Here is a 20,048-nt window from a genome sequence, read left to right on the forward strand (position 1 = left end):
GACTATAGACAAATTCGATGAAAATCGAGTTTGTCCATTTTTATGGCTTGTACAATTTGGACGTTGATTGAAACGTAAGGCTCGCTTTCCGCGGGCGGTCGGCCCTCGGCTTTCGCCTGCGGGGTCTCCCCTAGACGCGCTTTTCTAAGCAGGAGTCTCGTACACCCGCTCCAATCAACTTTGTCTTACATTTTAGATAGAACACTGTTGCCTGGAGTGAGTTTTGTTTTAAGTATTAAAACCTGAGGTGATGAGGATGCCTTCTAAACATGATTCTATTCAGCGAGATCAACTTGAATTGATTACTTTAGATCAACTGGTGCCACCGAACTATTTGGTTCGTAAAATGGAGGCTGCCATTAAATTTAAAGAAGATGGCCAATTGAACATGGCCAGGTCCAAAAATGGCCTAACATAGTGCACTCGTAGAGCCCCAATCTCATAACTTTAGGCGAAATTCAGAGGAAATTTCAAAAGGGGCTCAGAATTTATTAATTCCGTACCCCTTTTGTCTACAAACTGTAAGGAATAGCATTAGCTATTCCTTTTATTATCCTTCCCCCTTACCAACTGACTACTTTTTGAACCTATTAAAGGATGATGATATTTCTTATATATTCTAACGAGGTATTTGTTGAAATTTATTTACCAAGAAATTTCAACAAATACGAAAAACATCTATTGAAAATCGCCCTTTTTAGGCACACTAGTATTAAAAACAGGAGGATATTATGACACCTCGGAATGTTCCTGCTAAAGATGATTTAGAAGTTAAAGATACCCCCGCTTCACCTGAGAAGGAAAGTGAAGCAGCTAAACTCAATCGATTATTAGGTGCAGTCATGCGATATTTATCAGATGATGAGCAAGAAGAAATCGATATAGAGTATCTTCTCGAAAACACCGAAGGGCTGCGGGATTGGTGGAGCGAATATAGGGAGCTTGACCGAAAACGGGTCGAAGAGGAAATTAAAAATTCGCTGACGGATCTATCCCTCGAAGAACTAGAAAACATCCGAGAACAAATCCGTACAAAGGCATAAAAAAATCCCTGCATAGGGATTTCAGTTTGTAGAATGGGGTTCTACCTAAAATATATAATAAGACTAGATTATCCTTCATCATGTTTTTTACTATAATCCTTATTGGATTGAACAAATTTGCGACACTCCTGCCGAGTTACTGGCTAGCCGGGACACCACAGCCTCTTTGATGCGGCTTGGCAGACAGTAGTCGGAAAGGAATGGATTTCTGAAATTAACTGGAACGTTTTTTAAATAAAGGCTGTTTTCACATACTTTGTTGCTATTTACCAGGTAGTGAGTTGTGGTTGATTTCCCCTCCAGATGCTCGCTTTCCTTGGTGCGGGCGGTGAGCCTCCTCGGCGTATACGCCTGTGGGGTCTCACCTGTCCCGCTGCTCCCGCAGGAGGCTCGCACTTCCGCTCCAATCAACCTTAAATAGTTTCGTTTTAAAAACAACAATCTTTACGAAAAGAGTCTAAATAAAAAACGGCAGTCAAACTCGCTTTTTTTTCGAGTTTATCTTCGAAATCCCTGCATTGTGATTTAACCAGATCATTCATGAATTTTTTTCATACCCAAAGACATTTTTTGAATTTAACAATATACCGTGCATGCGGCACCATACATCCTCGTATTCAAACGCCACTCAAGGAACTTAGTTTTAGTTGTTCGATCATGGAATCAACCAATGCATGCAATGGATTTAAAACTGTCTGTCCTGTCTGAAGTTCATATCTCCTTGCCGCTTCGACCATTGATAGTTGAGCTACAGACAGCCGTCTATTTTCGTTTTTAAACTGGGATAAATAATTCATGATTTCCTGATTATATCTTTCTCCCAATCCCTGCATAATGAATTCAAAGGCATCGTCGATAATGATGACTTCAAAATCCACAGTCCCAAATTTTTCAGCATGTGCAGTTAAACGTTTGACCGTTCCTTCAACAGTGGCAGGGTTCGTGAATAATATCATTTGCGGCTGCTGCAATTGGCAAATTTGCTCAAAATATGGTTCATCGATTTTAATGATGGGCATGGGTAAAGATAGTTGTTCTTCGTTTAATAAAGCAATATAGTTTGTACAAGTTATCAGGATGGCATCCACTTTACATTCGGCAATCCATTCGACCTGTTGTTTAACCTTTTTTTGAGCATCCGAATAATTAAAATTTTCATCCGTTGACACCCGTTGCATCAATCCCGGATCTACAAAATGAAGCCATTCAATATCGAATTTCGAGAATGCGGTTTCTATGTATTCTATATTTGTATAGTGTGCATGCAAACAGCCTATCTTTTTTTTCATAAATCTCCCGCTTTCGTCAGTTAGTATTCTGATTATTCTAACACAAAAACGCGACACATTGACCGATGGCAGCAAAAACGATGAATAACCATGTCCCTCCTGTTATATCGGGGTAAAAGACTGCTTCTTTGAGCCAGATTGCTCAGTAGGTATGAATCGGGCTCTTGAGCATATATTTATCAAGGCGATAACAAGGGGAATCATCAGGAAAATGGAACATCAGTAACCAAATTGCTGCTCATTTAAAGTAAAGTAACCATTAAGAGAAACAAACCGAAGTCAGTTAAAAAACATTATATTGGAGAGTGTTCACCATTCTTTATTTAATTGCGATTCTTTTCCCTCCATTAGCGGTTTTATTGGCCGGTAAACCCATTCAGGCTGTGCTTAATTTGGTCCTCACACTATTTTTTTATGTCCCTGGATTAATTCATGCAATCCTAGTGGTGCATGACAAGAAAGCGGATAAACGAATGAAGCGGCAAGCAGCGTTTATTGCTAAACTGAAACGAACGACTAAGTGATTTATTCAAACACCAATAACCCGAATGCAATGTATTCGGGTTATTATTAAAAGAATTCGTTTAATTGAATCTGTGCGTCTTTCTAATCCCTCTATGATAACAAGCGTCACATATTTGAAAACGTGAGTCATCAGGCAGCCTTTTTCCACAGCGCTTGCATTTTTTTTGATAATTCAACATTTCATCTTTTAACTGATCATGAACGCCATCACTGATTTCTTCACGGATACGCTCCCAATAAACAGCTTCCGTACGCTTACCCATCCGATATAAAAATAAAAGATGAAGACCTATCGCTTTATAAGATAGCTCCAATTCCTCAAGATTCCTTGTCTTGATGATCGGTTCAGGAAGGTCACTGTTCTCGGCAATCGCTTCGACCGTTTCCAGCCACTGTCTGATCAGACTTGGTTCTTTTGCCGAAAAAGGAATATGCAGGAAACCATATAAATCCATTAAAGAAAAACGAGCTTCGATTTCTGTATCCCGTATCAGTTCGTAAAGCTCCCTTTCTTCCGATAGCGAAGCCTTTTTCGTGCCTTTAGGAGGCTCAAACCTCTCCCACATTTCGAAAAATGTCCCCAGGTTCCGGTAATATTTTTGAAAACGTTCAAATACAGCAGAGGTTGGGGCGATTGTGAAGGTTTGAACTGGCTCATCTACCTGTTCCAGCAACTTATTCATGATTTTGATTTCTGCTGTAAATGCTACCTTCCCCGTGTCATAAATCCCTTTTCTACCCGCTCGGCCTGCGATTTGCTTGATTTCTTGAGAAGTCAATCTTCTTCTTCGTGTCCCGTCGAATTTTTCATTTTCAAGAAAGACGATGCGGCGTATTGGCAAGTTCAATCCCATTCCAATCGCATCGGTGGCAACGACAACTGATGTTTCACCGCGATTGAATAATTCTATTTGCCGTTTTCTATTTTCAGGAGGCATACTGCCGTATATCATGCTGACATTATGTCCACTCTCTTTAAGCCGGGATGCTGTTTCCAGTACCTGCCTTCTAGAAAAACAAATGAGGGCATCCCCTTTTTTTGTATACTTCAGTCCAAACTCCCTTTGTTCCACCTCAAGCGGTATTTCCCGTCTATATTCGTGAAGTTCTAAATCTGCTTCATTCAGAAGGTTCAGAAGCATCTTTTTGATATTATTGCTCCCGATTATGTGTACTTCATTCGCATTAGCTTGCGTAATTGCCCTAAACCAAGAAAAGCCTCGATCTTTATCGGCAATCATTTGGGCTTCATCTATGACGATTACTTCATGGTAGTCTTTTTCATGAAACATTTCAACGGTACTGGAGACATGTTTCGCACCCTCAATAGCCTTTTCTTCTTCACCGGTTTTTAATGAGCAAGGTACACCATCCGCATTTAATTTATCAAACACTTCCAGTGCAAGCAGTCTAAGTGGAGCCAGGTACATTCCGCTTTCCGCTTGTTTCATTTTTTCCAGGGCCTTATGCGTCTTCCCTGTATTGGTCTCACCTATATGCAAAACATATCTAACTTTTTTTCCTAATGATGGAGTATAGGCCTTACCGATGATGTCATCGATCATCCTTTGCTCTTCTGCCCGCTTCCTGGCTTCTTCTGCCAATACTTCAGCTTTTCTTCTTTCTCTGTTCTCCACGTCTTTTTCAAATATTTCTTCTTGCAATATTTCATTAAAAGGAATTCCTTCAAGCTTCAGTAAATCAGAAAGGTATTCTTCCTGAAGCTCATCAAAACAGGACTGAGACAAATCGGCCAATTCATCGCTTAGTATACCTTGAAGGGCTTCAATCGTCAGCCTTTCCCCATATGACTCCAAAAAATCATGATGCAGGGCGGCAGATAGATGGTTCAAGTATTTGTCAGGGGCTAATTTCTTTATGAAATCCGAAACTAACCTTTCATACCTGTAGTAGTAATTTTCATATTCATAACGGTTCCGGCCCCAACCGATTAACGAATGGATATCGCCTGTCAGCTCTTCGAAAAAGTCAGTGACCATTAGGTATTCGGCAGCTTGAAAACCGCCCTCTTCAACTAATTGTTCTTCAAGCAAGTACGGATCGACATATTGGAATTTACGCTTATTCTTCAGATCTTTTGCCATAATACCGGCAATATAATACCTGACATGTAAATATAAAAGAAGTGAGTTATTTTCGAAAAATGAATTGGCTTCTTCTTGCAGCCTTGCGCGTATTTTCCAACGCTGTTTGGCAAGCCGCTGTTCTTCTTGTCGCCTAAAGAATTTCTCCCTTGCATTTTTATATCTCTTCTCCCAATCTTCTTGATTGTCAGCAAAGGTTTTTTTAATCCACGTTAAGCCATCAAATGGGCGATACTTCTTTAATTCGTTCCGGAACATGCTATTGATCAGCTTATGGTCTGAACCTTCCGTTACAAATCCCCTTTCGCTTAAAAAAGCCTTTTTTTCCTTTCTGGGCACATCATTTGATGCTTTATTTATCCAAACATTAATCCAAATTTGCTCAATAAAAGTCGTCCTGTCTGATATATATGCTGAATAAGAAGGCATTGTCTCTTGATTCTCTAAATAAAAATCAATATCCTGGATGATTTTTTCTTTTGTATTCTCTATAGCAATAGGATATATACTTTCTAATTTTCCCATAGTGATCCCCTTTTGAATTATCCAATATGTACTTTATTACTTCTTTTTATCCTCCCCAAATTCTTTTTTAAAATGAGTTTGGTACATTCGTTTTATCATTTAAATTCATGAGCTCCGTTATCATGAGAGGATGCAAAAATGCCAGGTTGCTTTGCTTTCCAAGGTGAATATCAAAAATATGCCAAATATGCACATTAAAGTTACTCTCACCATTTCATTTACAGTATAATGCTATAAATACTGATTAGAATTTATGGATTATGAAGAGATACCCAGCCTTGGCCAGAATCGTTTTATAATCAGGAGAATTTAATGATAATAAAAAAAGCCGAAAATTAAGTAAAGGTCCATTTTTCAACTTTCCCGATTACATGATTCATCCATAATACAATTCCAACCCCTTAATTGAGTTTAGAGGAAATCCGGGCAACTGTCACGATATTCAGATTACGCTTTTGTGTCTATGCTTTGAATATAAGAAATAACATCAGAAAACCTAAAAAGAATATAGATAAAAAAAGGAGCCTGGGAATGATTCAGCAAGATATCAACTATTATAAAAATTTTGATTCCATCGCTAAAGAAGTATTAGCACTATTAGCTCAAACCATTGAGGTCAATACATTTTTCCTTTCTATAGTGAATCCCATCCAGAGTTTCATGATCAAGTCCTTCAATAGAAATGCAAAGTTAATTTGTGAAGGTGACATCCTTCCATATAATATGGCTTATTGTAAATTAGTTGTTGAGAATGGCTTGGAACCACTCGTAATCCCGAATTTGGGGAAACATGAATTGACTAGTGACCACCCTGCAACCAGTTTAATCGGGAATGGGTGTTTTATGGGAGCTCCCCTAATAAATGAGGATGAAATCATTGGGACATTATGTGCATTCGACATTAATCCTCATGTTTTTAAAGAATATGACCTAACCCTCATTAAGTCTATGGCAGCTTTGATTAGTCATGCCATCAATCTTGAAAAAGGGATTATCAGGGATCCTTTATCAGGTCTTTATAATCGGAACTTCATTTATAATTATTTTGATTATCATCAAGATAAAACGAACGATGAAATGGCCCTTCTTTACATCGATCTTGACCATTTTAAATTTTTTAATGATTCCTTTGGACATGATACTGGTGACGGCGTCATCAAAAAGGCTGCCGAATGTTTTTTGCAAACCGTCCCCGAAGGCAGTCAGGTGGCTCGAATCGGTGGTGATGAATTCATTGTATTATTAAATCCTTCGCATTGTGAGGATTTAATGAAAAGCACTCAGCAAAACGCTGAATTATTATTGAACAGTTTATCCACAATGCCCATTACCATTAATGGAAATGATCATTTTGTATCAGCTAGCATAGGGATTAGCTTTTATCCTCATCATGGTATGGAAATGGACTCACTTTTGAAAAAAGCGGACCGTTCCATGTATATGGCCAAAGAGTCTGGACGGAAAAATATTCAATACTTCCACCCTGAGTGATCATGTAAAAAATAAAATGCTCTTTTCGTAAAGATTGTTATTTTTAAAACAAGGGTGATTGAAGCGGAAGTGCGAGACTCCTGCGGGAGCAGCGGGACAGGTGAGACCCCACAGGCGTTTACGCCGAGGAGGCTCACCGCCCGCACCAAGGAAAGCGAGCAACTGGAGGGGAAATCAACCACACCGCACTACTTAGTAAATAGCAACAAAGTATGCGAAACACCAAATAAAAAAACCAGTTCTCCTTAGGAGACTGGCTTTCTTTCACCTTAAAAAAATCCAACGTTTCGCTTTCAGCCTTTGCAAAAGCTTGAGCAGGTCGGCATTTGCCTTATGTATCCGTTTCTCGGATGGTGAAGCGGAGGGGACCGGGATGTTAACTCTCTCGGGCTTTTTGTTCATATTCTGAAAGACCCTTCCTATTCTTTGATTTTGAATAGTATATGCGGGTTAACCATTAAATATCATAAGGAAAGGAAAAACCCCTTCCTTTTCACAAAACACTTTTTAACCGGCTGAAGCGTGCAGCTTTTTCTTTTTGTTTCAGAATGATGCGTTCGTTCTGTTTCATCACTTTTTTAGTGTGGGGACTTAAACCTACATCGGGTATTTTAACCTGTGGTTTGATTACGGCAACTGAAACGTCGTTGCCGGCTTTATCATAAATGCTCATTTATCCTTCACCACCTGGTTTTTGTTTTATGACCATATCGAACATCATGATTAATAATGCTATCAATAAACAATCGACTTCTGAAACGAAGCTTTCTGATTTAACGTCAAGGATATAGGGTTCCATCAAAATACTAACAGGCTGCAGAGCCATTTTTTCTTCATCATTATAATACGTATCTTCTCTTTCCAATGTAGCACGAATGGTACTGCCATTCAAGTTCGGAACCCCATTTATCACCGACTGCTTGTCCTGTTCGGTTTTGAAAGGAAGGATTTTCACGTTCATCCCTTCCTTTGCTGCATATGCTTGAAGGAGAATGCTCAAATAAGCCAAGTATTCCTTATTCGTTTGATAATACTCAGGTATTCCTTCTTTCTTTAGGAGATGAAACATATTCTTGACCTTTTCCCTATTATCCGTTAATAGTTTATCACTTTCCGCAACGGCTTTTGTTGCATAGGATAGCTCGTTATCGCCAATCTTCGATATATACATGCTCAAGAACACAAACATATCAATCAGGATAAATACGATAGCCATGATCAAGAAATTTTCCCACTCATTAAAAATGCTCATCGGATAGAAATTCCAATAAATCAGTGCTCCCAGTATAAAAATGATATACCAGGTTTTTCGAATCGCTTCAATCCTTTTACTAACCTTCTCTTTATATTTCCAAGAAAGAATGACATAGGCTAATAATGCAATAAATACTACCCATACAAAGACTCTGAAAAACATTAACAATCGATTTATCCCCCTACCATTCAGCTGCTACATTCCTTATCCCGTCCTCTATATTATTCATTATATATACCTCTATTCCCTGCCTGAGACGGGTGAAACTTAAACATTTGCCAAAAGAAAAAACACTCCACCCAATGTGATTTTGCAGATATCTTTATCATTTATATTGTGGGACATCATAGTAAATAACCGTATAAATTCTATGATATGATATGTATTAATAAAAGCTATGATTACTATTGGAGGAAGCTATCATGATGAAAATTATTAAGATCCTCATTTCTACTTTTATACTCTTGTTACTTTTCCTTAACCTCTATCCTCCGCTTGGAAGACGGACAAACAAAGAAAAGGTAAGAAGTTTCACTACTAAAGAGAATTTTGCCAAAGGGAAATTCCAAAATCAGATTCCTGCCAGTCAAGCGATGAGTCTTAAGCATACTGGTTCCATTTTACGTGATTTCATAAAACCTAATCCAAAGAGGAGGCCCGACAGTCCCATTGTAATTGGAAAAAAAGAACCCGCTTCTAAGAATTCCAATAAAATCACCTGGTTTGGTCATTCTGCATTCATGTTGGAGTTAGATGGGAAAACCATTTTAGTGGATCCCATGTTTGGCAAAGCACCCACTCCCTTTCCATGGTTCGGGAACAAGCGCTTTAGCGGGGAGCTGCCTTTTGATATCGATATGCTTCCCCCTATCGATGCCGTCCTGCTTTCACATGATCACTACGATCATTTGGATTATTTCTCGATAAAGAAATTAAAAGATAAGGTCAGCCAGTTCATTGTCCCACTCGGTGTCGGTGGACATCTAGAAAGATGGGGCGTTAAACAAGAACTGATTCAGGAACATAATTGGTGGGATGAAACTTCATTCAAGGACTTGCAATTTATTTGTACACCTGCAAGGCATTTTTCTGGTAGAAGTTTAGGCGATGGCAATACGACACTTTGGTGTTCTTGGATAATTAAAGGAAAACAAGAAAAGTTATATTTCAGCGGCGATAGTGGTTATGGCAGCCATTTTAAAGAAATCGGCGAAAAATACGGTCCATTTGATTTAACTTTAATGGAATGCGGCCAATATGATGAACGTTGGTCAACCATCCATATGATTCCGGAAGAAACTGTTCAAGCACACATCGATGTACAAGGCAAATGCATGATCCCCATTCATTGGGCAGGTTTCACATTGTCTTTTCATGACTGGACAGATCCGATAGAACGGGTAACAAAAGCGGCCAATGATCTGGGTGTCCAGGTCTGCACACCTCAAATAGGCGAACCGGTAGTGCTTGGTTCAACGGATTTCCCTCAAACAAGATGGTGGAAATGAAAAAAGGGGTTCGGAAAACGTATCATTCATCAAATGATGTTCCCGAACCAAATGACCCAAAGCAATACCTTCCCCCCTCAGGTCTGGTTTCTATCTAAATGTTATATCTAAGTTGATTGGAGCGGGTGTACGAGACTTCTGCGGGTAAAGCGTGTCTAGGGGATAACCCGCAGGCGAAAGCCGAGGAGGCTCCCTGACCGCCCGCGGAAAGCGAGTGCCCTACGTTCCAATCAACGTCCATACAAGCCAAAAAACTGTAGACAAACTCGATTTTCATCGAGTTTGTCTACAGTCGAAAGGCCCATCCATATTGGGTGGACCTTTTTCATTTACAATTTCCCTTCATTATACTCAAGATTCACTTTTATTGAATGCTCTTTCTTCACTTCAAAATAATTGGTGCCTATTACGCCTAAAATGATTAGTATCGAACCCAATATATCATAGATCGTAAGCTTTTCATTTAGAATGAGAGCTCCTGCCGCAATCGTGACAACAGTGGAAAGATTGGCAAACACACTCATTTGCGACGCTTTTATTTTTGATAAAATCGTATTGGATAATAATGAAGTGACCAATGAAGCCAATATTCCCAAATACAAAATGGAACTGATGAATTCCATGCTCGACCATGGTGTAAAGAATTCCGCCATCGTACCTTGTTTTAAATGGGTAACGAGTGCAGCTGCATTAAAAATGACAAAGCCTGTTCCCATCATGAAAAAGGACATTTCACCTGGTGTATGGTTCCTAGCAAGTGAACGGGTCATCGTTGCATAACAAGCAGTTGCAATACAGGATAGCAGGATCAATACCATCCCAAGCATGTCAGAAAAATTGATGCTGCTCCCTTTCATCACAAAAATAAAAATGACCCCAACTACCGACAAGACAATCGAAAGTTTTTGATATAAAGATGTTTTCTCCTTAAGGAAGTATCCAGCTATCATCAATGTTAGAATTGGAGTGACGGCTGACAGAATTCCAGCATCGGTGGATTGCGAATACTTAAGTCCGAAAGTTTGAAAGGCAAAGAAAAGAGTTGGGAATAATAGGGAAAGCGGTACAAGATTTTTAACCGACTCCCAAGAATAGTTCACCTTTATGACTTTTACGGCGACCAGGAATAAAATGATGGCGAAAGAAATCGTGAACCGGAACGCCAAAGTATCAAGCGGATTTGATTCAGCAATCGCCATTTTCGTGAATAAAAAAGATAGGCCGACAATACTTGAATGAAATAGCGCTAACATGTATGCAAATGATCGGGATTTCATGGCTGCAACTCCTCAACTAGATTACTATATTCCTATTTAGGTATAGTACCCTTTGCATCTGTATTGCAACCCAAGTTAGAGATAAAAAAACTGGTCTTTTTCTGGATATTTAACGAATTTAAGCCTATTACAATAATGTATGGTTGAATTAAATCTGAATGCATCTTATCGTAAGAAATATTAATCGACAATGACAGAGTTTTTTGGATAGGTCTCTTCTAATTCAATACTATTGCAGGCAATTGGTTCTTCAAAAGCGGTCTGGGCTTTCTGTTTTCTTTTCAAATACATACTGATGGCATAAGCAACTGTGAAGTTTATCAATAAAGCAATTAAGCCTATATTAATATTCAAGAAATTCATCTGAGCCAGATGCATTCCTATGGCGAACAAATCCCCCGCAATGAGGCCCGCTGCAATACCTGCAGGTCTTATGGAGCGGAAAAAGAAAATCGATAATAATCCAGGCAGGAATTGCCCAAAACCATAATAGGCTGTGTTGATCAAGTTCAGCATCAAGCTCGGAACCAGCAATGTTAACCCCATCGAACACAACAGATAGAAGGACACCAAATCAGCACAAACAACATGATAACAATATCTCTTTTATGAAGAATCATATTCATGCCTTAACGATGATGCCCAGTTAATTTACTAACAACACTGTAAAGTATGATCATTTACCGTTTCATCTATGATAAAATTTCAACGAGGAAGCGAGGTATACATATATGTTGGTTACTATTGTAATTTTCGTTATGGCTGGTCTGGCGGAAATTGGCGGCGGTTACCTTATTTGGCTTTGGTTAAGAGAAGGTAAATCCATTTTTCTAGGTTTAGCCGGAGGTTTCGGGCTGGTGTTATACGGCATCATTGCAACATTTCAAACGTTCCCTACCTTTGGCCGTGTATATGCTGCATATGGCGGGGTTTTCATTGTTCTTTCTGTTTTATGGGGGTGGGGCATCGATAAGACAACCCCTGATTTATATGATTGGATTGGAGCTGTAATCTGTTTGATCGGTGTTTCAGTCATTATATGGGGCCCTAGACAGTAAAAGAATTAAAGGGCATAAGACCCTTTAATCAGACTGTAGATAAACTCAAAGAAAAGCTGGAACGTTTTTTTATAAAAAAACGTTCCAGCTTTTCAGAAATCGGCTCCCATTCCGCCAACTGTCTGCCAAGTCTCATCAAAGCAAGCGTCTTGGTGTCTCGGCTACCAAGTTTTTCTTGCAGGAGTGTCGCATAGTTCTTCAATTAAAAATTTGAAAACGCATACATAATTTATGATAATCTTTTTCATAAACTGGTTCCCAAATAGAATACAACTCATGTTTATTAGTTAGTTGCACTATAAAGGGGCGGTTTAATTTCGATTTGCATTTTTTTGTCATTTGATAGAGTAAAGTAAGAAATAAGGGTAACAAGTAAAACAACTGCGCTTAAGCAATAATATGTGTTTTGGAAACCCATGAATGAATACATACTACCCGCTACGGAAGAAAAAATAGTAATGGCACTCTGTTTCGCAAAATTAAATGCCAGTAAATAAATGGTTGCACTTAGCCTAGTATCAAATACTCCTGTAATGTATTTAAAAATGGAAACTAAGAGTAAGGGCATTTCAAAAGCTGCAATCAACCTGAATATTGATAAGAGAACAGGGCCCGTAGCTATTGCACTTCCAAAAATACGAACGAAAGTTAATACACCGAAAAGAATCAGCCCATTTTTAGCACCCATTTTATTTACGATCACAGGGGCAAAAATCATTAATATGGCTTCAAGTCCAACTTGAATGGAGACTAGCTTACTAAATATATCCGTTCCATATTCTTTAGAAGAAAAGAATTGTACATAATAGTTAGGAAACTGTTGATCGAACACATCATATATGGCGGCCGTGCCGATTATTAAGAATGAAAGGTACCAGAAGTTCTTTATTTTAAATATCGAAAAAACAGCTTTTTTACTAATTTCATTTCCTTTATCCTTCGAGCCTCCTGACTTGATATGGTCTTGACCTTCTATTTTAGCCATAAATAATAAGATAGCTAAAAAAACTGCAGCACCTGATGCAAACCAAAAAATTGAATTAGGGTTTTTTACAAACATTACTCCCCCAATCAATGAGGCCGTAGCCCCTGCTATAGATCCGAATAACCTTACCCTGCCATATTCAAAACCATTATTACGACTCACTCTTTCTATATAGGATTCAACAACCCCCACCCCGCCGTTGAATACTGCACTAAGGTATACACTTCCTATAATTGCTCCTATAACTATATTCGCTTTTAGTAATGGGGCATAAAGGAAGCTGAAGAAAGGCCCCATAAACATTAAAAGGATTACGACAACCCAAAATAAGTTTTTTTTGAATCCCAATTTATCTGAAATGATTCCTAAAAAAGGTTGATAACATAGTGCAATTAATGACATCGATGAAAAAACAATGCCTGTTTCACTTGGGTTAAGACCGGCAACATCTTCTAACCATAATGGGAGGAAACCAAGAACGATTGCCCAAATTATAAAGTAAAAATAAAATAGTCCTCCAAAATTCCAAAAACCTTTAGAAACATTCATATAAGGTCCCCTTTACGTATTATATAAGTCAAATTTAACTATGCTAAAATGCAAGTGAATCTTTCCACGGCATTGCAGAAAGATTCCAAGCTGAATATTAATATTTCATCACTAGCTTTTACTTTAACTTTTATTCACCGCATCCGGTAATGGGATCCCAAAGTTTGGAGAGCCATCCTGGTTCCATTTAAATACTTGTGCCCGTGTATGACGATTGGGATCATACAAGGGGTCCCCTTCAATTTCGGTATAATTACGGGCATGGTAAATTAAAATATCCTCGCTCCCATCCTCTGAAACTGTAAAGCTATTATGACCTGGTCCATATTGTCCATTTTCCGGTGCACTTTGAAAAACAGGATTTGGAGATTTAGTCCAAGAAGCAGGGTCTAACAAATCACTATCTTCCTCAGCCGTTAGTAAACCCATGCAATAATTATGATCTGTTGCACTGCATGAATAAGTAATGAAAACCTTTCCATTTCTTTTAAGCATTGCTGGACCCTCATTTACATGGAAACCAATAGTCTCCCAAGGTAATTCAGGCTTTGAAAGCATTACCTGCGGCCCCTTAATTGTCCAAGGATTTTCCATTTCCGCAATATATATATTGGAATTACCTTTAATGTTAAAATCCCTTTGAGCCCATACATAATATAAAATACCTTTATGTTCAAAAGCGGTAGCATCTAATGAAAAAGATTCCCATTCTGTCTTAACTTGTCCCTTATGAATCCATTCTCCCTTTAATGGATCGGGACTTTCATTCTCAAGTACAAACATTCGGTGGTCGAACGTTCCGTTTACCGGTTGGTCGGTTCTCGCTGCAGCGAAGTAGATGTACCATTTTCCCTTTATAAAATGAAGTTCTGGAGCCCAAATCAGTGAGCTTTGCGGTCCAGTCTCATTTTTTCTCCAGACAGTAATAGCCTCCGCTTTACCTATTCCTTGAATAGTTTTAGATCGCCTGATTTCAAGTCGGTCATATTCTGGTACGGATGCAACAAAATAATAATAGTTATCCGAATGCTTATATACCCAAGGATCTGCTCTTTGTTCAACAATTGGGTTCTTATAAGTTTGCATTGTATTCATATTTTAGTCTCCTTTTTGTTTACGTCTACTCTTTGAATCTTGTTGCAATTATCTATTTCGATAACGATATCTGAAATTTTTTCTGACGGCTGAGATCCCCCCTATTGGATATATTTAATATTTTTTGCTCCGCCCGATAAATCTTAATGATAAATAAATCGATAATTAATACGGACTAATTTTACAAAAGTGTAAATATTCTTAATATTTATCCGTACAAATAAATAATAATTTGTCTTTTTAAAGATGTCAACGCTTTCTTTTGTTATTATTTTGAAAATTTAGATGAATATATTGCATAATTTATACGTACATCTTTTAAAATTCATTTGAACCTTGTTAGATTGAAAGGTGAATGGTGACACTGAGAAAAACCATTTCTATATCGAAACCTTTATGTTAACTATCTTGTCTATAATTCAAGCAATTATAAAACCACTTGTGGCCAGAAATCACTTTCCTCTTATTGACAAGTTTGCTGACACTCGATACATGCAATTTCCCCCCTCCGAATACCATGGTCAAATTATTCAACTAATGATTGCCCAATTCTTGATGCGCTTAAAGAAGCCCTCTTATCAAAAGAGGGCTCAGTTTGTATGTTCCAATCAACGTTCAAATTGTACAAGCCATAAAAAAACTGTAGCCAAATCGATTTTCATCGAGTTTGACTACAGTCTGAGCCCTATTAAAGAGGGCTTTTACCTAATATAGTTTTAAGCTTCCAAGGCTTCTTTACGCTTTCTTTTCCTTGATTCTGTTATTAGATCATAACCAAGATAAAGGATGATGGCTCCGCCTAACAATTTAATATATAACGGAATGTCCGCTACAAAGAAATAAATCATAGAGAATAATGTCCCTATAATGCATAACCAAAAAATTACATGTTTTAAAATTTTCAAAGTATTGACTCCTCACAAAAGATGAGATTAATTTCTAGTTCGCTCCACTTCAAGGGAGAATTAATTATCCGTACCTTCATTCTAACATTTATTCTTTATAGTAAGAGTGACTCATATTGCGAAATTATGAACATTTAAGCAACTTTTCTCAAAAGTAGGTCACGCCAAACAATTTCAGGAAAACCTTTACGTTATTTCCTGTCAATTTTCCATGTCATTTATGGCAAAAAAGACTAAAAAAACAAATAGGCATGAAACGACAGCATGGGTATCCCAGCACTGCCTTTCATGCATATAGTTCACAAGACGTTCATTTTATTGGCTTCTACGCCCATTTCTTCAGTTGGTTCCGAATGATCATGTTTATAATAAGCCATTTTCACTGGAACGAATGATAAGGCAACTGCAGCAATGAGACCCGGAATGGCGAAGGCGATGAAATTCAATTGGATGGGCAGCGAGATGGATAATAAAAATCCGCCGAGTATGGGCCCGAGCATACCGCCAATCCTTCCGATACCAGATGCCACCCCTAGTGCAGTCGATCTAATATTCGGCGGATAGTACTGGGAAACATAGGCTTGTACAAGGTTTTGGGCACCAATGGTACAGGCTCCTGCAATCGCTACCAATGTGTAAATCACAAATGAGCTTCCTCCCATTCCCAATAGCGTCAAACTTACAGCACCAAGCGCATACATCGGCACAAGCATTTTCTTGGAACCATAACGATCACAAAGTTTAGCGATGATTAGCGTGCCTACGATAGCGCCGCCTTGAAGGACGATCAAGAAACCTAAGCTTGAATTCAACGCATACCCTGCCTCGATCATTAGCTTTGGAAGCCATGTATTTAATCCATATACCATCAATAAGCACATGAAAAAGGCGATCCAGAACATCAATGTGCTAAGAGTGCGGGAATCCTTAAACAATCCAACAATCGGCATATTGGCTTCTGTTTTTTTCACTTCCACAAGGTCGTCCTTGATGTCGAATTCACTTTCCGGACTTACCTTGGATAATACTCTGATCAGTTCTTCCTTTTTGTTGACTCTGATCAGATGGGTCGAAGCCTCTGGTAATCGTTTCATCATAAAGGGTAAAAACAACAATGGTATTCCGGCAAACCAGAATATTGATTCCCAACCTAGTGTCGGCATAACCAGGATGCCCAGTATCGGCGCAAGCATCCCTCCGAATGAGTAACCGCACAAAACGATTGAAACGACCATGCTCCGCATCGTTTTCGGTGCATAATCCGTCAATAAGGCAATGACGTTCGGCATGATGCCCCCAAGCCCTAACCCCGCCAGGAATCGGAAAGTCGAAAACATCGTAGGCGTATCCGCAAATCCACATAAAAGCGTAAATAAACTAAATAAAATAAGTGTAATCGCGATTACGTTTTTCCTGCCAATCCGATCTGCTAATGTACCAAAGAAGATGGCCCCGAACAACATTCCAAATAGACCGTAGCTGCCCATGGCCCCAGCTTCCACGGAAGTAAGGTTCCATTCCTCTGTCAATAACGGGACGACTGTTCCGTAAACGACAAGGTCATAGCCGTCAAAAAGGATAATGATAAAACACCATGCCAGCAATCCTAAATGAAAGCGATTAAATTTACTGTTGCTAATTACCTCGGTCGTATTAATTTTAGCCATAAAATCTTTCTCCTCTCTAGGTGACTGCAATAATTCCATCCAAATGATAGCGCTTACGTAATCATTCAAAAAATATTCGACTCACATATTTTTATACAAATAGTGAACCGAGTTATCTAATTGTTATTATAAATGCTAATTATCTGATATTTCAATAAAAACTTTCACATATTATTCATAATTCTTGAAGCCTTCACATAACCCCGTTACTAACATGGTATTCGCAATTTCTGGATATCATCTTTTTTTATACGGATCTTCAACGTTCCAAACCACAAAACAACAAAAAACCAGTCCCTTATCGGACTGGTTTCTAATTATTAAAGTAGTAAGCCGCTATTGCCGTATTCAAGTAAGAAAGTTTTAAACCACCACTCCTCAAAGTGGGTGTTTGCAGAAGCAATCCTGTTGTCCAAGTCAGTGACGAGGCATAACATTCCTGTTTCAATATAAAACTCCCTATTACAGCTTAAAGGTTAAAACTTAATTATCATTACGAACAACGCAGCTTGTATAGTTATAATACCGAAATATCTTCAAACTTGCAAGTTTAATCATTCCCATGCAACAAAAAAATTTCATGCCGGACATTAAGCTGGTGCAGCCAAATTAGTTTCATGCCCAAAACGTCAAATGGTTCTCTGATTACACTATCCATCCCCCACTTTTATTGATATCATTTCAGGGAATACCATACTTGGGTAAGTAAATATTTTAAGATAGAATGTGCAAGATAAAATGGAGACGGAATTGAAAGCGTTTGTCTTCCAAAGATCATCGGATGTTCAACACTATAATATATTCTAAATACCATTTGCAAATACATGGAAGGAGTCTATAATATTAACTAATAGATTTGATTGGAGTGACTGATTATGCTATCAAACATTGGTTTTCCCGGTTTAATTTTAATCCTTCTTTTAGCTTTAATTGTTTTTGGACCGAACAAGCTGCCTCAAATCGGACGGGCAGTCGGCACCTCACTTAGGGAATTTAAAGATGCAACCAAGGGAATAACAGAAGAAATACAAGAGGAATTCAAAGATGACGTACAAGCTGCAAAAAAAGAAACGATAAAATGAAAAAGACGCCTGCACGCAGCAGGCGTCTTTGATGCGTTTGTGGCGCAGAACCGTCAGGCCACATCCCGACGTTTAGCTAAAAGCTTGTTCTTCGACTTACACAAATTAGCTCATCGCTTTATTAATATAACATTAAACTTATATTTTATCAAGTGATTTAATGAGCAGCCTGTTAACGGCATCCATTGGGAAGTAATTTAAATCCCTATTTATAGTTTATTCATATTCTATAGACTGCTTTGGGGGTTTTGGATATATTCTCTCGAGTTGTTTATTAAAATACAAATGAGTCATAGAGCTGTTCTGCAAAACCGTTCAACTTCATTACAAGTTCATTGTCAATTGAGTCAATTGATCCGAGGAAACGGCCACTTGATTGAACGCTTCATTAATTTCATCGAATATTTCATTCAGCTCTGTCATTTCCTTAGTGATCTTGATATTCTGCTCTTTCACAGAAAGCATGGCCTTTGCTATATCAGTAAAAAATATGCCCGTTTCTTTTCCTTGTTTCGTACCTTTAGTAATTTCCCCGCTAACCATGGAAATTGACGTGTTCATGACATTGGTAAAATGGGCGATTCCATTAACCAATTTCACTACTTCAGAAACCGAGTCCTTGGTATTTTCTGATAGCTTCCTTACCTCACCAGCGACAACCGCAAATCCTTTACCATTTTCACCGGCTCTTGCCGCTTCAATCGCTGCGTTCAACGCCAACAAATTCGTTTGCTCGGCAATGGAAGTGATGATCGTGACAATTCGTTCAATTTCCTTTGAAGTATTGGAAAGCTGCTCCATATCTTTTGAAATGATCGTCATTTGCTCCTGCGTTTTTACCAATCTTTTCTCTAATCCCTGTAACAGTTCGACTCCCTCATTTGACTTTCCCTCTGCATGTATGGCAATCTCGGACCCCTTTTGGGTGAAATCATGAATTTCCCCTACCTTATTTGCCATTAATTGAGTTGCTGAACTGGTCTCTTGACTGATTGCTGCCAATTCCTCTGCATTATGATTGACCTGTAGTTTCATCGTCTCTTTTTCTGCTAAGTCTTTTTGGCGAATCTTCTCATTTTCAAGTTCATATGCCTCTAAAACTATTTGCTGCTCTAAATTAAAAATTTTAGTGACAGCCAGAATGTTATCTTGATATTGCTCAATACTTTTTATGTTGGAAATCACATGAATGATCAATGATTGCAATAAATCCTGAAATGCACTCATATACCATTTTGGCTGAAGTCCAATTCGCACATGTACTTGTGCGATAATATAACGCTGTTTAATATACGCATCATCAATGGTTCCGCTAAACATTTCGAACATATGACGATGCAGTGTCTTTTTCAACCTATCAACAGAACCATTGTCCTTAATGATTTTCATTAAAGAGGGTTCATTTTCTAGATTTTTATAAAAGTTCCCTACAATTTTTGTCAAATGTTCCTTCACTTGTTCCTGTAAAGAACGAATTATACACAAATCCTCGATGCTCAAATAAATCATTTCCACTTGATTCAATACGCTCGGATATTCCCGGATATTGATACTGACGTGTTCTTTATATTGCGTATAGTCTATAGAATCTATCTTTTGTTTATTTCTCCATATTCTTTTCATGATTGAATTGCCCCCCATTTTTTAACCCATATATACTATTTCGACATAAAGTCTGTTTATCTTAAT

At 38.3% G+C, this 20,048-nt stretch carries 18 protein-coding genes and 1 other RNA gene; 7 read left to right on the forward strand and 12 right to left on the reverse strand.

From position 1 onward, the window contains the following. Positions 1-256 precede the first annotated feature (256 nt). Positions 257-418: a hypothetical protein gene (locus tag AC3WLU_RS00905; protein WP_492596604.1), complete on the forward strand. Its 162-nt coding sequence runs from the start codon at positions 257-259 to the stop codon at positions 416-418. A 313-nt stretch (positions 419-731) separates the two neighbouring features. Next, positions 732-1,043, forward strand: coding sequence for a hypothetical protein (locus AC3WLU_RS00910; RefSeq protein WP_098936493.1), 312 nt, complete (start codon positions 732-734; stop codon positions 1,041-1,043). A 617-nt stretch (positions 1,044-1,660) separates the two neighbouring features. Here the strand turns inward: AC3WLU_RS00910 and AC3WLU_RS00915 are convergent. Further along, positions 1,661-2,332 (reverse strand): hypothetical protein, encoded by a 672-nt coding sequence (locus AC3WLU_RS00915; protein WP_369316136.1) that lies wholly within the window; start codon positions 2,330-2,332, stop codon positions 1,661-1,663. A 314-nt stretch (positions 2,333-2,646) separates the two neighbouring features. Here AC3WLU_RS00915 and AC3WLU_RS00920 point away from each other — a divergent pair, with 314 nt between their 5' ends. Then, positions 2,647-2,856 carry a YqaE/Pmp3 family membrane protein gene (locus AC3WLU_RS00920; RefSeq protein WP_034315248.1) on the forward strand — a complete coding sequence of 70 codons (210 nt, stop codon included), beginning with the start codon at positions 2,647-2,649 and terminating at the stop codon, positions 2,854-2,856. Between the two features lie 60 nt (positions 2,857-2,916). Here AC3WLU_RS00920 and AC3WLU_RS00925 read toward each other — a convergent pair whose 3' ends face one another. After that, positions 2,917-5,487 carry a helicase-related protein gene (locus AC3WLU_RS00925; RefSeq protein ID WP_492596605.1) on the reverse strand — a complete coding sequence of 857 codons (2,571 nt, stop codon included), beginning with the start codon at positions 5,485-5,487 and terminating at the stop codon, positions 2,917-2,919. Positions 5,488-6,018: 531 nt separating this feature from the next. On the opposite strand from AC3WLU_RS00925, the gene AC3WLU_RS00930 reads away from it, so the two are divergent. Beyond that, a complete protein-coding gene (locus AC3WLU_RS00930) occupies positions 6,019-6,978 on the forward strand; it encodes a sensor domain-containing diguanylate cyclase (RefSeq protein ID WP_492596606.1) in 960 nt (319 codons plus the stop codon). 493 nt (positions 6,979-7,471) lie between these two features. On the opposite strand, the gene AC3WLU_RS00935 is transcribed toward AC3WLU_RS00930, so the two are convergent. Together AC3WLU_RS00935 and AC3WLU_RS00940 are read right to left on the reverse strand one after the other, a co-directional pair. Further along, positions 7,472-7,651, reverse strand: a complete 180-nt coding sequence (locus AC3WLU_RS00935; protein WP_034312075.1) for a hypothetical protein — start codon at positions 7,649-7,651, stop codon at positions 7,472-7,474. Next, on the reverse strand, positions 7,652-8,395 hold the full coding sequence (locus AC3WLU_RS00940) for a type II toxin-antitoxin system SpoIISA family toxin (RefSeq protein WP_223255799.1): 744 nt from the start codon (positions 8,393-8,395) through the stop codon (positions 7,652-7,654). It lies immediately after the preceding gene. A gap of 260 nt (positions 8,396-8,655) precedes the next feature. On the opposite strand from AC3WLU_RS00940, the gene AC3WLU_RS00945 reads away from it, so the two are divergent. Next, positions 8,656-9,741 carry an MBL fold metallo-hydrolase gene (locus tag AC3WLU_RS00945; protein ID WP_492596607.1) on the forward strand — a complete coding sequence of 362 codons (1,086 nt, stop codon included), beginning with the start codon at positions 8,656-8,658 and terminating at the stop codon, positions 9,739-9,741. A gap of 329 nt (positions 9,742-10,070) precedes the next feature. Here AC3WLU_RS00945 and AC3WLU_RS00950 read toward each other — a convergent pair whose 3' ends face one another. Continuing rightward, on the reverse strand, positions 10,071-11,018 hold the full coding sequence (locus tag AC3WLU_RS00950) for a DMT family transporter (RefSeq protein WP_492596608.1): 948 nt from the start codon (positions 11,016-11,018) through the stop codon (positions 10,071-10,073). Positions 11,019-11,198: 180 nt separating this feature from the next. After that, positions 11,199-11,552 (reverse strand): hypothetical protein, encoded by a 354-nt coding sequence (locus AC3WLU_RS00955; RefSeq protein WP_278089890.1) that lies wholly within the window; start codon positions 11,550-11,552, stop codon positions 11,199-11,201. Positions 11,553-11,749: 197 nt separating this feature from the next. Here AC3WLU_RS00955 and AC3WLU_RS00960 point away from each other — a divergent pair, with 197 nt between their 5' ends. Further along, positions 11,750-12,076, forward strand: coding sequence for a YnfA family protein (locus tag AC3WLU_RS00960; protein WP_492596609.1), 327 nt, complete (start codon positions 11,750-11,752; stop codon positions 12,074-12,076). Positions 12,077-12,359: 283 nt separating this feature from the next. Here the strand turns inward: AC3WLU_RS00960 and AC3WLU_RS00965 are convergent, their stop codons facing one another. The 5 genes from AC3WLU_RS00965 to ssrS form a co-directional block, all read right to left on the reverse strand. Continuing rightward, the gene (locus AC3WLU_RS00965) at positions 12,360-13,610 is read right to left on the reverse strand and encodes an MFS transporter (RefSeq protein WP_268565895.1); all 1,251 of its coding nucleotides are present in this window, start codon (positions 13,608-13,610) and stop codon (positions 12,360-12,362) included. Positions 13,611-13,733: 123 nt separating this feature from the next. Then, entirely contained in the window at positions 13,734-14,705 is a 972-nt protein-coding gene (locus AC3WLU_RS00970) for a glycoside hydrolase family 43 protein (protein WP_411740120.1), read from the reverse strand. Positions 14,706-15,421: 716 nt separating this feature from the next. Continuing rightward, positions 15,422-15,610 (reverse strand): hypothetical protein, encoded by a 189-nt coding sequence (locus tag AC3WLU_RS00975; RefSeq protein WP_427640682.1) that lies wholly within the window; start codon positions 15,608-15,610, stop codon positions 15,422-15,424. 299 nt (positions 15,611-15,909) lie between these two features. Further along, entirely contained in the window at positions 15,910-17,277 is a 1,368-nt protein-coding gene (locus tag AC3WLU_RS00980) for an MFS transporter (RefSeq protein WP_492596610.1), read from the reverse strand. A 326-nt stretch (positions 17,278-17,603) separates the two neighbouring features. After that, positions 17,604-17,791, reverse strand: a non-coding RNA gene (ssrS, locus tag AC3WLU_RS00985) — 6S RNA. Between the two features lie 361 nt (positions 17,792-18,152). Here ssrS and tatA point away from each other — a divergent pair. Next, positions 18,153-18,359 carry a twin-arginine translocase TatA/TatE family subunit gene (tatA, locus tag AC3WLU_RS00990; RefSeq protein WP_034312109.1) on the forward strand — a complete coding sequence of 69 codons (207 nt, stop codon included), beginning with the start codon at positions 18,153-18,155 and terminating at the stop codon, positions 18,357-18,359. Between the two features lie 324 nt (positions 18,360-18,683). Here tatA and AC3WLU_RS00995 read toward each other — a convergent pair whose 3' ends face one another. Next, positions 18,684-19,982 carry a protoglobin domain-containing protein gene (locus AC3WLU_RS00995; RefSeq protein ID WP_492596611.1) on the reverse strand — a complete coding sequence of 433 codons (1,299 nt, stop codon included), beginning with the start codon at positions 19,980-19,982 and terminating at the stop codon, positions 18,684-18,686. Between the last annotated feature and the right edge of the window lie 66 nt (positions 19,983-20,048).

The organism is Peribacillus sp. FW305-BF15 (assembly GCF_058783805.1).